This is a genomic window from Mycolicibacterium nivoides (genome assembly GCF_003855255.1).
Taxonomy (GTDB): domain Bacteria; phylum Actinomycetota; class Actinomycetes; order Mycobacteriales; family Mycobacteriaceae; genus Mycobacterium; species Mycobacterium nivoides.
This window is the reverse complement of sequence record NZ_CP034072.1, coordinates 2,243,349-2,257,017: the sequence shown is the minus strand read 5'-3', so window position 1 is coordinate 2,257,017 and position 13,669 is coordinate 2,243,349. Positions and strand designations below refer to the sequence as shown.

Annotated in this window: 13 protein-coding genes and 2 tRNA genes; 8 read left to right on the top strand and 7 right to left on the bottom strand. The window is 63.5% G+C overall.

Annotated elements, in window-relative coordinates; translation table 11 throughout:
- Window positions 1–157: 157 nt before the first annotated feature.
- Together EH231_RS10690 and EH231_RS10685 are read right to left on the bottom strand one after the other, a co-directional pair.
- Window positions 158–778: a maleylpyruvate isomerase family mycothiol-dependent enzyme gene (locus EH231_RS10690; RefSeq protein ID WP_124712387.1), complete on the bottom strand. Its 621-nt coding sequence runs from the start codon at window positions 776–778 to the stop codon at window positions 158–160.
- Window positions 779–1,122: 344 nt separating this feature from the next.
- Complete coding sequence (locus EH231_RS10685) at window positions 1,123–1,404, bottom strand: GlsB/YeaQ/YmgE family stress response membrane protein (protein WP_090431823.1); 282 nt, start codon at window positions 1,402–1,404, stop codon at window positions 1,123–1,125.
- A gap of 165 nt (window positions 1,405–1,569) precedes the next feature.
- Here EH231_RS10685 and EH231_RS33805 point away from each other — a divergent pair, with 165 nt between their 5' ends.
- The 3 genes from EH231_RS33805 to EH231_RS10675 all read left to right on the top strand — a co-directional run bounded on the left by EH231_RS33805 (window position 1,570) and on the right by EH231_RS10675 (window position 3,774).
- Entirely contained in the window at window positions 1,570–1,716 is a 147-nt protein-coding gene (locus EH231_RS33805) for a hypothetical protein (protein ID WP_090431821.1), read from the top strand.
- Between the two features lie 4 nt (window positions 1,717–1,720).
- Window positions 1,721–2,242 (top strand): MBOE_33420 family protein, encoded by a 522-nt coding sequence (locus tag EH231_RS10680; protein ID WP_124712386.1) that lies wholly within the window; start codon window positions 1,721–1,723, stop codon window positions 2,240–2,242.
- Between the two features lie 1,289 nt (window positions 2,243–3,531).
- Window positions 3,532–3,774, top strand: coding sequence for a site-specific integrase (locus EH231_RS10675; protein ID WP_206429648.1), 243 nt, complete (start codon window positions 3,532–3,534; stop codon window positions 3,772–3,774).
- Here the strand turns inward: EH231_RS10675 and EH231_RS10670 are convergent.
- The 3 genes from EH231_RS10670 to EH231_RS10660 all read right to left on the bottom strand — a co-directional run bounded on the left by EH231_RS10670 (window position 3,737) and on the right by EH231_RS10660 (window position 5,802).
- Window positions 3,737–4,381 carry an MAE_28990/MAE_18760 family HEPN-like nuclease gene (locus EH231_RS10670; protein ID WP_124712385.1) on the bottom strand — a complete coding sequence of 215 codons (645 nt, stop codon included), beginning with the start codon at window positions 4,379–4,381 and terminating at the stop codon, window positions 3,737–3,739. The two genes, EH231_RS10675 and EH231_RS10670, sit on opposite strands and share 38 nt — an antisense overlap.
- On the bottom strand, window positions 4,378–5,502 hold the full coding sequence (locus EH231_RS10665; RefSeq protein WP_124712384.1) for a DUF262 domain-containing protein: 1,125 nt from the start codon (window positions 5,500–5,502) through the stop codon (window positions 4,378–4,380). The genes EH231_RS10670 and EH231_RS10665 overlap by 4 nt, the downstream gene beginning before the upstream one ends.
- 226 nt (window positions 5,503–5,728) lie before the next feature.
- A tRNA-Gly gene (locus EH231_RS10660) sits at window positions 5,729–5,802 on the bottom strand.
- Window positions 5,803–5,928: 126 nt separating this feature from the next.
- On the opposite strand from EH231_RS10660, the gene EH231_RS10655 reads away from it, so the two are divergent.
- The 5 genes from EH231_RS10655 to clpX all read left to right on the top strand — a co-directional run bounded on the left by EH231_RS10655 (window position 5,929) and on the right by clpX (window position 10,498).
- Window positions 5,929–6,002: transfer RNA gene (locus EH231_RS10655), tRNA-Pro, on the top strand.
- Window positions 6,003–6,043: 41 nt separating this feature from the next.
- Complete coding sequence (tig, locus tag EH231_RS10650; protein ID WP_124712383.1) at window positions 6,044–7,447, top strand: trigger factor; 1,404 nt, start codon at window positions 6,044–6,046, stop codon at window positions 7,445–7,447.
- A 106-nt stretch (window positions 7,448–7,553) separates the two neighbouring features.
- Window positions 7,554–8,156: an ATP-dependent Clp protease proteolytic subunit gene (locus EH231_RS10645; RefSeq protein ID WP_039322277.1), complete on the top strand. Its 603-nt coding sequence runs from the start codon at window positions 7,554–7,556 to the stop codon at window positions 8,154–8,156.
- The gene (gene clpP2 / locus EH231_RS10640) at window positions 8,153–8,800 is read left to right on the top strand and encodes an ATP-dependent CLP protease proteolytic subunit ClpP2 (protein WP_090431813.1); all 648 of its coding nucleotides are present in this window, start codon (window positions 8,153–8,155) and stop codon (window positions 8,798–8,800) included. Before EH231_RS10645 ends, clpP2 begins: the two co-directional genes overlap by 4 nt.
- A 417-nt stretch (window positions 8,801–9,217) precedes the next feature.
- Window positions 9,218–10,498 (top strand): ATP-dependent Clp protease ATP-binding subunit ClpX, encoded by a 1,281-nt coding sequence (gene clpX / locus EH231_RS10635; protein ID WP_044522656.1) that lies wholly within the window; start codon window positions 9,218–9,220, stop codon window positions 10,496–10,498.
- 51 nt (window positions 10,499–10,549) lie between these two features.
- Here clpX and fdhD read toward each other — a convergent pair whose 3' ends face one another.
- Together fdhD and EH231_RS10625 are read right to left on the bottom strand one after the other, a co-directional pair.
- Window positions 10,550–11,374, bottom strand: a complete 825-nt coding sequence (fdhD, locus tag EH231_RS10630) for a formate dehydrogenase accessory sulfurtransferase FdhD (RefSeq protein WP_090431811.1) — start codon at window positions 11,372–11,374, stop codon at window positions 10,550–10,552.
- Window positions 11,374–13,665, bottom strand: a complete 2,292-nt coding sequence (locus tag EH231_RS10625) for an FdhF/YdeP family oxidoreductase (RefSeq protein ID WP_124712382.1) — start codon at window positions 13,663–13,665, stop codon at window positions 11,374–11,376. The genes fdhD and EH231_RS10625 overlap by 1 nt, the downstream gene beginning before the upstream one ends.
- Between the last annotated feature and the right edge of the window lie 4 nt (window positions 13,666–13,669).

Sequence of the window (13,669 nt, the reverse complement as noted above, 5' to 3'; positions counted from 1 at the left end):
GGACAACGGACGTGGGCGATGACTCGGCGGAGCGCCGAAACACGTCACTGCCCGATGCTAGGGGCGGTCCGCTAACTGAATCGATGGGCGCGGTCGGATCGTTACGAGGTTGGCGTCGGGTCTGCGCCGATTCGACGCCGGATCGAGACCGGACGTTTCATCGTCCGCACAGGTGAGCCACGCCCGGTCCCTGCAGCTCGCCGGCGACCGCCTCAACGCGTCCCGTCATCGCCAGCAACAGCGCCTCACCCGGTCCACGGATCTCCGGCCCGCGGCCGGCCGACCAGTCGAGGTCACCGGCGATCAATCGCACCCCCCGGGTGCGGCGGGCTCCGCCGATCACCGGGCTGATCCGCGCAAAGGACAGGGAGGCGAGCAGTGCGTCGGCCGGAATTGTGCGGGACCGCCCGAGCGGGCGCCGGATGTCCTGCTGGTGGATCAGGCACTCGATCAGGGCCACCCGGCAGCCGTAGAGCGCGCCCGCACCTGACGGATCGGTGCCGGCCCGCATCAGGATGCGCAGTTCGTCGGGTCCGGCAGTGGCGTCGGCCTGCAGCGCGCGGTCGTTGATCCTGTCCACGCGCCCCCGCGCTGCCAGCATCGCTCCGGTGAGCTGCAGCCGGGTCTGTCCCAGATAGGCGACGGTGTGGGTGACGACGTCGCGAACATTCCAGCCCGCGCACAACGTCGGTGCCTGCCATTCGTGCGGAGCCAACCCGTCGAGCAGGTCGGCGAATTCCCGGCGTTCCCGGTGGGCCAGGGCGCGGACACTGATCATTCGCGCCCCCGTCGCTCGAAAGCCATACTCAGCCAACAAGATCTAAGCAGCCCGGCCGATTCCGGGCTTACCCGGTCGACTCACGCGCGATCCACGTATCGCGAAAATCCGGCCGTTGTTGATGAACGTATTTACCGGGGAGGCGCACCAATTTGGTGCATGGGATTTGCTGGCATTCCAGACGGAAACGAAATAAAACAACGCGACAATTGAGCGCCACGATGTGCATACATTCCGCAATGCCTTGCTCGTGGCGGCAGGAACATGTTTAACCGGTGACGGCGCCAAGAATGGGCTCCGCGATCATGAGGACAGGGGATCGGCGGAGCCGGCGGCTGTCCTGCTCAGTGCCCGACGGGCGTGCCGCGTCGGCCCGACAGGGCCGTGTAGATCGCGATCAGCACAATCGCGACCACGACACCGACCACGAACGGGACGATTGCGAATCCGCCGTTCGAGTTGGTGTATCCGACGACAGCGGTGAGCCAAGAGCCGATCAGGGCTCCGGCAATGCCGAGCACGACTGTCATGAGTGTGCTGACATTCTGCCGACCGGGCATGATGAGTCGCGCGAGTGCGCCGATAATCGCACCGACGACGACTGCGGTAATAATTGCTCCGATCATCTCGTTGCCTTTCGTTCTAACCGACTTCTTGCAAGCGGTGTGATACACATCACTTTCCTCCGATTTTCGGGAGTCGGCCAGTATTGAGATGTGCGCGATACCCGGCAGTGGCCTACTCGTGGGTAATCGGCCGCAGCGCGCCGCGGGGCGGGATAATTCGGTGCCATGACCACCGTTCTGTGGGTACTCGTCGCGGTATTCGCCGTAGGCGTCGTCGCCGGTGGGCTATTGCGCATTCGTGCCTGGCTCCAAAAGCCGGTGCCGCCCGAGGTGGTCGAGGCGGCACACCGCGATGATGACGAGGACGACTAACGCTATGAAAACCATGCTGGGAGTAGCCCTCGCGGCAAGCGTTCTGGCGCTGGGGTCGCCGATCGCTGATGCGGAGCGAATTGAACCACCGCCGCTGTACGGGCATTACAACCTGCTCATCGACTTCTCGAAGCAGACATTCAACGGAAACCCGACACCGATGAATTCGATAACCGTGCCTGCCGAATTCACCACCAAGTGCGACGCGAACGGATGTGTTGCGCGCATGGACAATACGGACGACCACGCCCGCAACCCGGGCGCCCCAGTGGCCTACGAGTACAGATGGAACAACGACCGCTGGGAAACGAGCGGTGAGTATCCCTACTTCTGCGATCGCAACAACCCCGGCAGCGCCGTGCAGGCCCAGCGCTCGGACTACTGGATCCCGAACCCTGACGGCAGCTTCTTCGGGGAGCGCACCCTGGTCATCGGGGGAACCGGATGCCCAGGTGAGGGACCGGGCACCCACTGGCTGCCGATATCGCTGACGCCGGTTGACCCGCCATCGACCGGGCCACGGTGAGCAGGGCAAACAAAACAAAAAACCGCCCGTCAGGCTTGCGGGCGTGCCTCGTCAGCGGTGTCGACCACTTGCACGCTGCAAATCGCTCGTGCTCGATTTGCAGGTGTTGCAAGCGGCGATAGCGGTGAGTTAGGGCCGTAGGTGTCGGCGCCGGCCGATAACTCGCCTTCGTCATTCGACTAGGACGGCCGGTCGGGTTCCCATTCGGGCAGGTGGTCAGGATCTGGCCCGATGTTCGGGTCCGGCAGCCACTTGCGCCCCGTAATCGCGGCACCGAAAGAACGTCGCAGGGCCGGGCGCTTTAACCTGCGGCGGTGGCCGCCGAATCAAGCGCGGACGGGCGTAGGGCACTAGCTCGACACCGCAGCGGCGGGGTTGCTCGACCGGCCCGTCGCCGCAGGCGAACTTCGGGCGCTTGCCGGTGCCCGACGTTGCCGCCGAGGCGATTCGCGACCATCGCAAGGCCGTTGTGCGTGCCACCGCGAGGGTTCGATCCTCTCTATGGCCGAGGTCGTCTACGCACACCTGCTGCGCGGTGACCGCCCTCGGGGCAATGGCCGGATTGCCATACCCCCAGGGGGACAATGTAATTCGATTGTGCTTTTAACGCCGCCGCCACCGCTGCCACCGCCGGAGCGGGAAGTGCTGGCCCATCGCACCGATGGTCTTGTGAGCGTTCTTGGGGTCGAGACGCGTGATTTCGACGCTTGCCTCGAGCCAGAGTCGAAGCCCGCTCAGCGCCACGAACGCAGCCAGAAATGAACTGATAATCAGGTAACCAAGCACGATGGTTCTCCATCACCGGACCGCCTGTTTCCCGTTCGCACAGACGCTGCACTGTAGGCCGCGCAGAAGGTAACCACCTGCCGGGTTTCACAGCACCTACGGGGAGTGCTCCACCCTGCCACCCCTTAGCCAGGTGGCTTTCGACCCAGGTGCCGGTTGGCCCTAGATATGTGTCGGCATTTTCCAGCATATCAGTGCAGCGCGGAACGCCGTGGCGGGCTGCTAATTTCCAGTGCCGAGTTGCTGGCCAGATTTGGCCCGGTGGCCCACGGCGAGGTTGCGCAGCCAGGAGAAGCCACTGCCACGCAGAAGGCTCACCGACAGGCTTCCGCCCTGGCGGGCTTGACGGTGGGGGAAGCTGCTGCGCGGCTGAATCTGGATTAGAGCGTTCCAGTTCGATACGCCACCTTCCATAAGGCGGTGTATCGGCCTGCGGTGCTGCGGACGAACCGGACTGCAGCCGCCACGAAAGATCACAGTGCACTGTTACCGGCTGGGGTGTCGTGGCACGCACCTACGCGTCCCTGTACAACGCGGCGGGGCGACCACCGTTGGAGATCGCCCGGTTCATGGGCCACGCCAAGGTCACCACAACCCTGGCGGTATACGCGCACCTGTTCAACATCGACGACCACGCCGAGGCGATGGGCGCCCTAGACGCGATGGCAGCCGCCCCGGCCTACGGCGAAACGTTGTGCCGCCGCGGCGTTAAGAGGCCATATAGGAGCGCAGTACTGCAGCATTAACCAGTTGTGTAGCTATGTCATCCATAATCCAGATGACTTCCGTTGACAAGTCATCCCACTCTGTTTTGGCAATATTTGCATTCTCTCCGTGTGCGATCTGATTTCGTGAATTTACGAGTTGATCGTCGATCAAATCCCGATAAGGTTCATATCGCAGGGCATCGCAACCGACACTTGTAATAACTTCAGAAAAAACATTAAACGATAGGTTCGATTCGGTGCGAACTGCATCCCGCGAAGTTGGTATGGTTGCGGGGTGCTGAGCGTGCTCACGAATGGCGCGAACGAGATCAGCTCGCATCGTATTTTTCTTCGCCTGAAGAGCTTCAGATATGTGTGCGCGTAATGTCAGTGCTGCTAGTTCGGGTATTAAGTCGGAGAATATTAGGGGGCGACTCGATAGGTAACATAAATAGAAATGGCAAGCATTCTTAATAAACCCCTCCCAGTGGGCATAAAGTAGCGCTACGGAACCGCGCAGGAGGGCGCGAGAAAATTCGGGGTTGGCTTTGGCGAGCTGCGTGTTGAAGAGCACGATTTCCCGCTTCCGCCAAACGAGGTCATCGTATATGCGGTCGTAGAGTTCCTCGGATGTGCGAATCTTCATTTCACTGTGCTGAAGAAATCCCGAGCTTCGGGTAGGGTCTTTGGAAGGCGGCTGGCGGCGTTGCTTCCGGCTTTAGACCCACTCCGGAAGGTTGTGTTCCCCCACCAGTGGGCGACCCGTTCTCGAAGAGTTGCGGGCTCCAAATCGTCGAGCAGCCACACGTCGGCATTCCGGGCGATTCCAACAGTTATTGTTTCGAAGGCGGAAACCGAGAATCCACCGACGAAGCGGTTACCCTCGAATTTCTTGAAGGCGTCGTCATCAAGTGCGGCTTGCAAGTGGGAGAAGATGGCTGAGAATCGCTTGCCTTCACTCGCCCGGTCAAATGCTTTGTCGCCAATGGTCGAGAATATCTTGTTTGAAACGTAGTTATCGATGTTTCCAATGTTCTTAAGATCAGTGTCTGAACTCCAGATAAGCGCAAAGAACCGACAAACAAGCTCCATGTCGTACGCTTCGTCATATAGCCGCTCGGTAATCGCTATAGTCTGCTGGAAGTTAAAGTCTTTTCGAAGTGCTTCGAGCCATTCGTATAGTGAAGGATCGCGCATAAGCAATTGCGCATTCCGAATTTCTTGTGCGGACAGTGGGCTGCCGCCGGTATTCAATCGGTCAAACAATTCGAACTTGGCTTTGTCGTCGCTTTCCGGCAACAAGATTTTCAAATCGATCTTGGCGCGCTTCAGTCCAAGTCGTTGGCCTGGGGTTAGTGAAGTCTGGGCACCGTCGACACCGTCCTCGTATGAGGCGCCTTCTAGGTTCGACAGATACTGCGTGCCTCGCAAGATACTGGGTTCGATGGGTTCCTTCGTGGCTTCGTCGCGTAATTCACCCATGAATTCGAGGATGGTACTCAGGCGCTGAAGTCCGTCGATGACTTCCCAGATGCCATCTTCGCGTTGCATTACGAACACCGACGGCACTGGGATGCCTAGTAGGAGGCTCTCTACGAGTCGTGACTTTTGCTCAACGTCCCAGCGGAACAAGCGCTGAAACTCGGGGCGAATCACTATCTCTTCGCTTCGGTATAGGTTCGCGATCTCGCCAACTGACATCGACATTGACTCTGAACGAATCGTCTGCCTGGCGGTCTCGATCTCGTCTTGAAGAGATTTGGCCACATCGTCCCCTTGGCTCACCAGTGGTTGCCGACTCCTCGATCGAGTCGCGATAGACGTTAGCCGACTGCCACGTCGATGGTGACGACGGTTCGCTTTGACGCGCCCGGTGGGTTGCGCAGGGCAACCCTGGCGGTACGACCCGATCGGGGGTACAGCCGGGGTGCGGCAGCGGAGAGGCGATGACAGCCCGGACAAACAAAAAACCGCCCCATCAGGGCGGTCCTTGTGGAGCGGGCGACGGGAATCGAACCCGCGTAGCTAGTTTGGAAGACTAGGGCTCTACCATTGAGCTACGCCCGCATGTGCAGCATCAGCACTGTACCGGTGTGCCCCCGATCAAAGCCAATTGAATGCCCCGTGCCGTGAGCACGTAGTATCTCGCGTGGTCCGTTCGTGGGTTTTGCCGCGGCGGATGGACCACCACCACGGGGTGTAGCGCAGCTTGGTAGCGCATCCGCTTTGGGAGCGGAAGGCCGCAGGTTCAAATCCTGTCACCCCGACTCATCCGCCAATACGAGAGAACTATCTAGGAGCAGGAACAGTGAAGAGCACGGTCGAGCAGCTGAGCCCCACCCGGGTGCGCATCAATGTGGAGGTGCCCTTCACCGAGCTTGAGCCCGATTTCGATCGCGCGTTCAAGGCGCTGGCCCAGCAGGTCCGCCTCCCCGGCTTCCGCCCGGGCAAGGCCCCGCGCAAGTTGCTGGAGGCCCGCGTCGGCCGCGGTGCGGTGCTGGAGCAGGTCGTCAACGACGCGCTGCCGAGCCGCTACAGCGAGGCCGTCTCGGCCTCCGACGTCAAGCCGCTGGGTCAGCCCGAGATCGAGGTGACCAAGCTGGAGGACGGCCAGGAGCTGGCGTTCACCGCCGAGGTCGACGTGCGTCCCGAGATCACCCTGCCCGAGTTCGACGCGCTCAAGATCACCGTCGACCCGATCCAGGTGGACGATGACGAGGTCAACGCCGAGCTGCAGTCGCTGCGCGCCCGTTTCGGCACCCTGACCGGCGTCGAGCGCGGTGCCCAGGAAGGCGACTTCGTCTCGATCGACCTGTCGGCAACCGTCGACGGCACCGATGTCCCCGAGGCTGCCACCGAGGGTCTGTCGCACGAGGTTGGTTCCGGTCAGCTGATCGAGGGCCTCGACGACGCGATCATCGGTCTGAAGGTCGGCGAGTCCAAGGTCTTCACCACCAAGCTGGCCGCCGGCGAGTACGCCGGCAAGGATGCCGACGTGACGGTGACCGTGAAGTCGGTCAAGGAGCGCGAGCTGCCCGAGGCTGACGACGACTTCGCCCAGCTGGCAAGCGAATTCGACACCATCGGCGAGCTCAAGGAGAGCCTCACCGACCAGGTGCGCCGGGTCAAGAGCGTGCAGCAGGCCGAGCAGATCCGCGACAAGGCCATCGAGGCGCTGCTGGAGCAGACCGAGGTTCCGCTGCCGGAGAAGATCGTTCAGGCCCAGATCGACGACGCCCTGCACAACGCGATCCACGGCCTCGACCACGACGAGGACAAGTTCGCCGAGCAGCTCACCGAACAGGGCAGCAGCCGTGAGGAATTCGACGCCGACAACAAGACGAACGCCGAAAAGGCCGTCAAGACCCAGCTGCTGATGGACGCCGTCGCCGACAAGCTCGACATCCAGGTCGGCCAGAACGACCTCACCGAGCGTCTCGTGCTGATGTCGCGCCAGTACGGCATCGAGCCCCAGCAGCTGATCCAGATCCTGCAGCAGAACAACCAGCTGCCGGCCATGTTCGCCGACGTGCGTCGTGGGCTGACCATTGCCGCTGTGGTGCACGCCGCCACCGTGACCGACACCGACGGCACCGTGATCGACACCACGGAGTTCTTCGGTCCGGCCGAGGCTGCGCAGGCCGAGGGCGAGCAGGCTGACGAGGCCGCTGCCGACGAGTCCGCCGAAAAGGACGCCGACACCGCCGAGTGACGCTGTGAGCGAACGCAGCCCCGTACGGGAGTGCGTGACGCCCCAGTTTCGTTAGTGTCGTCAGTACCAATGCGTAAGAGAAAGCAGGTATCCAGTCGTGACTGACATGCGTTCGAACGGGAGCGGGTTCAGCCTCGTCGACTCCGTCTATGAGCGCTTGCTTGCCGAGCGGATCATCTTCCTGGGTTCCCAAGTGGACGACGACATCGCCAACAAGCTGTGCGCGCAGATCCTGTTGCTGTCGGCGGAGGATCCGACCAAGGACATCCACCTCTACATCAACTCGCCGGGCGGTTCGATCAGCGCCGGTATGGCCATCTACGACACGATGGTCCTGGCGCCGTGCGACATCGCCACCTATGCGATGGGCATGGCGGCCTCGATGGGTGAATTCCTCTTGGCAGCGGGCACCAAGGGCAAGCGTTTCGCCCTGCCGCACGCCCGGATCCTGATGCACCAGCCGCTCGGTGGCGTCACCGGTAGCGCCGCGGACATCGCCATCCAGGCCGAGCAGTTTGCGGTCATCAAGAAGGAAATGTTCCGGCTCAACGCCGAGTTCACCGGGCAGACCATCGAGCGCATCGAGGCCGACTCCGATCGCGACCGTTGGTTCACCGCGCCGGAAGCCTTGGAATACGGGTTTGTCGACCACATCATCACCAGCGCCAACGTCAACGGCACCGGACCGGGAGCAGGACTAGACAAATGACCGACCACACTGATCCCCGCCTCCAGCCCCAGGCTCGCTACATCCTGCCGTCGTTCATCGAGCACAGCAGCTTCGGCGTCAAGGAGTCGAACCCGTACAACAAGCTGTTCGAGGAGCGCATCATCTTCCTCGGCGTACAGGTGGACGACGCGTCGGCCAACGACATCATGGCCCAGCTGCTCGTGCTGGAGTCGCTGGATCCCGATCGCGACATCACCATGTACATCAACTCGCCCGGTGGCTCGTTCACCTCGCTGATGGCGATCTACGACACCATGCAGTACGTGCGCGCCGACATCCAGACGGTGTGCCTCGGGCAGGCCGCCTCGGCCGCCGCGGTACTGCTGGCCGCCGGTACCCCGGGTAAGCGTCTGGCTCTGCCCAATGCCCGGGTGCTGATCCACCAGCCGTCGTTGGGTGGAGTGATCCAGGGTCAGTTCTCGGACCTGGAGATCCAGGCCGCCGAGATCGAGCGGATGCGCACCCTGATGGAGACCACCCTGGCCCGCCACACCGGCAAGGATCCCGAGCAGGTCCGCAAGGACACCGACCGCGACAAGATCCTCACCGCCGCGCAGGCCAAGGACTACGGGATCATCGACACGGTCCTGGAGTACCGCAAGTTGTCCGCGCAGGGCAGCTAGCGCCGGCCGGCATTTCCAGCGGCAACCCCTGATCCGATGACACACGCCCTGCCCGGTGACCTCCGGTGCGGGGCGTGCGTCGTCACGGAGAAGGACCGAAACCCCGCTGACCTGCGGTCGCGGCGGCGTAGGAGTGGCGCCGGTACGCTCGACCACGGCGAATGTCACGTACGGCCACGTCGTTCGGCTATTCGCCGGCGCTCCGCAACGACACGCCAAGGTCGCAGTCAGCGTGCCGCCGGGTGACGAGAGGCCAGGAGAGATATGTTCTCCTGCACACGAACAAATACCACCGGAGCGATTCGGCCTTATCGGTCGCACCGCGACGGAACGAACGGGTAGCGTCGGGTTTACGCCCGAAGTAACCCAGCAAGTGGCGTAACGACCGACTGCAAACAGGAAGTAGGACCCCCCCACATGGCGCGCATTGGAGACGGCGGTGACCTGCTGAAGTGCTCGTTCTGCGGCAAGAGTCAGAAGCAGGTCAAAAAGCTCATTGCCGGTCCGGGCGTGTACATCTGCGACGAGTGCATCGATCTGTGCAACGAGATCATCGAGGAGGAACTCGCCGACGCTGACGACGTCAAGCTCGACGAGCTGCCCAAACCCGCGGAGATCCGGGACTTCCTCGAGGGTTACGTCATCGGTCAGGACACCGCGAAACGCACGCTGGCGGTGGCGGTCTACAACCACTACAAGCGCATCCAGGCCCAGGAGAAGTCCCGCGATTCGCGCTCTGAGCCGGTCGAGCTGACCAAGTCCAACATCTTGATGCTGGGCCCCACCGGCTGCGGCAAGACCTATCTGGCGCAGACCCTGGCCAAGATGCTCAACGTGCCGTTCGCCATCGCCGATGCCACCGCGCTGACCGAGGCCGGCTATGTGGGCGAGGATGTCGAGAACATTCTGCTCAAGCTGATTCAGGCCGCCGACTACGACGTCAAGCGCGCCGAGACCGGCATCATCTACATCGACGAGGTCGACAAGATCGCCCGCAAGAGCGAGAACCCGTCGATCACCCGCGACGTCTCCGGCGAGGGCGTGCAGCAGGCCCTGCTGAAGATCCTGGAAGGCACCCAGGCGTCGGTTCCGCCGCAGGGCGGCCGCAAGCATCCGCACCAGGAATTCATCCAGATCGACACCACCAACGTGCTGTTCATCGTGGCGGGTGCGTTCGCCGGCCTGGAGAAGATCGTCTCCGACCGGGTCGGCAAGCGGGGTCTGGGCTTCGGTGCCGAGGTGCGGTCCAAGGCCGAGATCGACACCCAGGACCATTTCGCCGAGGTGATGCCCGAGGACCTGATCAAGTTCGGTCTGATCCCCGAGTTCATCGGCCGTCTGCCGGTCGTGGCCTCGGTGACCAACCTGGACAAGGAGTCCTTGGTCAAGATCCTCTCCGAGCCGAAGAACGCTCTGGTCAAGCAGTACGTCCGCCTGTTCGAGATGGACGGCGTGGAGCTGGAGTTCACCGAGGAGGCGCTGGAGGCGATCGCCGATCAAGCCATCCACCGTGGCACTGGTGCCCGCGGCCTGCGCGCCATCATGGAGGAAGTCCTGCTGCCGGTGATGTACGACATCCCCAGCCGCGACGACGTCGCCAAGGTGGTCGTCACCAAGGAGACCGTGCAGGACAACGTGCTGCCGACCATCGTGCCGCGTAAGCCGTCGCGTTCGGAGCGGCGCGACAAGTCCGCGTAACAGGCAAAAGCAAAAAGCCCCGCTACGGCGGGGCTTTTTGCATTCGGTGGCTCAGCGGGTGATGCGGTCGGGGCGGGTGTAGATGTTCATCGAATCGCCTCGCAGGAAGGCCACCAGGGTCAGGCCGGATTGGCCGGCCAGATCGACGGCCAGGGAGGACGGCGCCGACACCGCGGCCAGGATCGGGATGCCCGCCATCACGGCCTTCTGGGTGAGCTCGAACGAGGCCCGGCCGCTCACCAGGAGCACCGTGGCGGTCGACGGAATCCGGCTGTTCTCCAGCGCCCAGCCGATCACCTTGTCCACGGCGTTGTGCCTGCCGATGTCCTCGCGGACGACAAGCATGGTGCCATCGACGGTGAACAGCGCTGCGGCGTGCAGGCCGCCGGTGCTGTTGAAGACCTTCTGCGCATCGCGCAGTTGCGCGGGCATCGCCGAGAGCGCGGCGGCGGGAACCGTCGACGGGTCATCGCCGGGGCAGTGCTTGCTGCTCAATCGCACTGCCTCCAGCGAGGCCTTGCCGCACACCCCGCACGACGAGGTGGTGTAGAAGTTGCGGGTCACGTCAACGTCGGGCTTGGGGACGCCAGCGGCCAGGGTCGCGTCCAACACGTTGTAGCTGTTGACCCCATCCACGTCGGCGCCCCGGCAGTAGCGCACGGACACCAGGTCTTCGCGCTGTGCGATCAAGCCCTCGGTCAGTAGAAACCCTTGGGCCAATTCGACATCGGCGCCCGGGGTTCGCATCGTGACGGTGATGGGTGAGCCGTCGACGCGGATCTCCAGCGGTTCCTCGACCACCAGAGTTTCGGGGCGGGCCTCAGCCGTGGCGCCCGACAGGTGGTGGGCGCGACGGCGGGCGGTGACGCGGCCCACTAGGTCCGCTCCAACCGGATGACGACGGCCTTCGACACCGGTGTGTTCGACTTCTTCGCGGTGTGATCAAGCGGTACCAGTGGATTGGTCTCGGGATAGTAGGCGGCAGCATTGCCGGCCGGCGTGGAGTACGGAACGATCAGGAAGTCCTTGGCGCGCCGTTCCTGTCCTTCGAATTCGGACACCAGATCCACGCGGTCACCCTCGGCGAAACCCAGCGCCTCGATGTCGGCGGGATTGACGAACACCACGCGGCGCCCGCCCTTGACCCCGCGGTAACGGTCGTCCAGGCCGTAGATGGTGGTGTTGTACTGGTCGTGGCTGCGCAGCGTCTGCAGCACCAGGCGGCCCTCGGGCACCGGTACCCACTGCAGGGGATTCACCGCGAAGTTGGCTTTACCTGTGGTGGTGCGGAATTCGCGGGAATCGCGGGGAGGGTGGGGGAGCTGGAACCCGTCGGGCTGACGCACCTTGCGGTTGTAGTTCTCGCAGCCGGGCACCACATCGGCGATCGCGTCACGGACGCGGTCGTAGTCGGCATTGAACTGCTCCCACGGCACCGGATGGTCCGGGCCCAGTACTGCGCGAGCCAGCTGACAGACGATCGCCACCTCGCTGCGCAAGTGCTCGCTGGGCGGTGTCAGGCTGCCGCGGGACAGGTGCACCATCGACATCGAATCCTCAACGGACACCATCTGTTTTCCGCCGGCCTGGAAATCCTTGTCGGTGCGTCCCAGCGTGGGCAGGATCAGCGCGGTGCGGCCGTGCACCAGGTGACTGCGGTTGAGCTTCGTCGAAATCTGAACGGTCAGACCGCAACTGCGCAGCGCGGCCTCGGTGACCTCGGTGTCGGGCGTGGCCGAGACGAAGTTGCCGCCCATCCCGATGAATACGCCGGCCCGGCCGTCACGCATGGCCCGGATGGCGTCGACGGTGTCGTAGCCGTGCTTGCGCGGGCTGGCGATACCGAATCGGTCGTCGAGCGCATCCAGGAACGTGTCCGGCATCTTCTCCCAGATGCCCATGGTCCGGTCACCTTGGACGTTGGAGTGGCCGCGCACCGGACACACCCCGGCGCCGGGCTTGCCGATCATGCCGCGCAGCAACAACAGGTTGGTGGCCTCACCGATGGTGGCCACGGCATGGTGATGCTGGGTCAGGCCCATCGCCCAGCACACCACGGTGCGCTGGGAGGAAGCCAGCAGGTCGGCCACCCGCTGCAGCTGAGCCCGGTCGACGCCGCTGGCCTCGGTCACCGTGTCGAGGTCCACGCCGCGGGTCTGGGCGGCGTACTCGTCGTATCCGGCGCAGTGCGCGGCGATGAACTCGTGGTCCAGCACCGTACCGGGGGCCCGGTCTTCGGCCTCCAGCAGCAGCCGGCCCAGGCCGGCGAACAGCGCCATGTCCCCGCCGATGCGGATCTGCACGAACTCGTCGGCGATCGGGACGCCGTGCCCGACGACACCGTTTACCTTCTGCGGGTCCTTGAACCGGATGAGCCCGGCCTCGGGAAGCGGGTTGATCGCAACGATCTTGGCGCCGTTGGCCTTTGCCTTCTCCAGCACCGACAGCATGCGCGGGTGGTTCGTGCCCGGATTCTGCCCGGCGATCACGATCAGGTCGGCCTCGGTGACGTCCTCGACGGTGACGGAGCCCTTGCCGATCCCGATCGACTCGGTCAGCGCGGTGCCCGAGGATTCGTGGCACATGTTCGAGCAGTCGGGCAGGTTGTTGGTGCCGAAGCTGCGGACCATCAGCTGATAGAGGAACGCGGCCTCGTTGCTGGTGCGCCCGGAGGTGTAGAACAGCGCCTCGTCGGGGGAGGCCAGTGCATTGAGGTGTTCGGCGATCAGGCGGTAGGCGTCATCCCATTCGATGGGCCGGTAGTGCTCGTCGCCGGGTGCGAGCACCATCGGCCGGCTCAGCCGCCCCTGCTGGGACAGCCAGTACTCGGGCTTGGTCTCGAGCTCGGCAATACTGTGCCGGGCGAAGAACTCCGGTGTCACCACCCGCTTGGTGGCCTCCTCGGCCACCGCTTTGGCACCGTTTTCGCAGAACTCGGCCAGCTTGCGGCCACCGTGCTCCTCGGGCCACGCGCAGCCCGGGCAATCGAACCCGTGCCGCTGGTTGAGCCTGGTCAACGCGGCGGCAGTGCGCAGCGGACCCATCTGCTCGAAGCCCCGTCGCATGCTGACCAGGACTGCCTCGACCCCGGCCGCTTCGTGCTTGGCGCCGGTGCTGATGACGTTGTGCTCGTCGTAATCGGCATCGATGTCCTTGGCACGGGTCATGAAC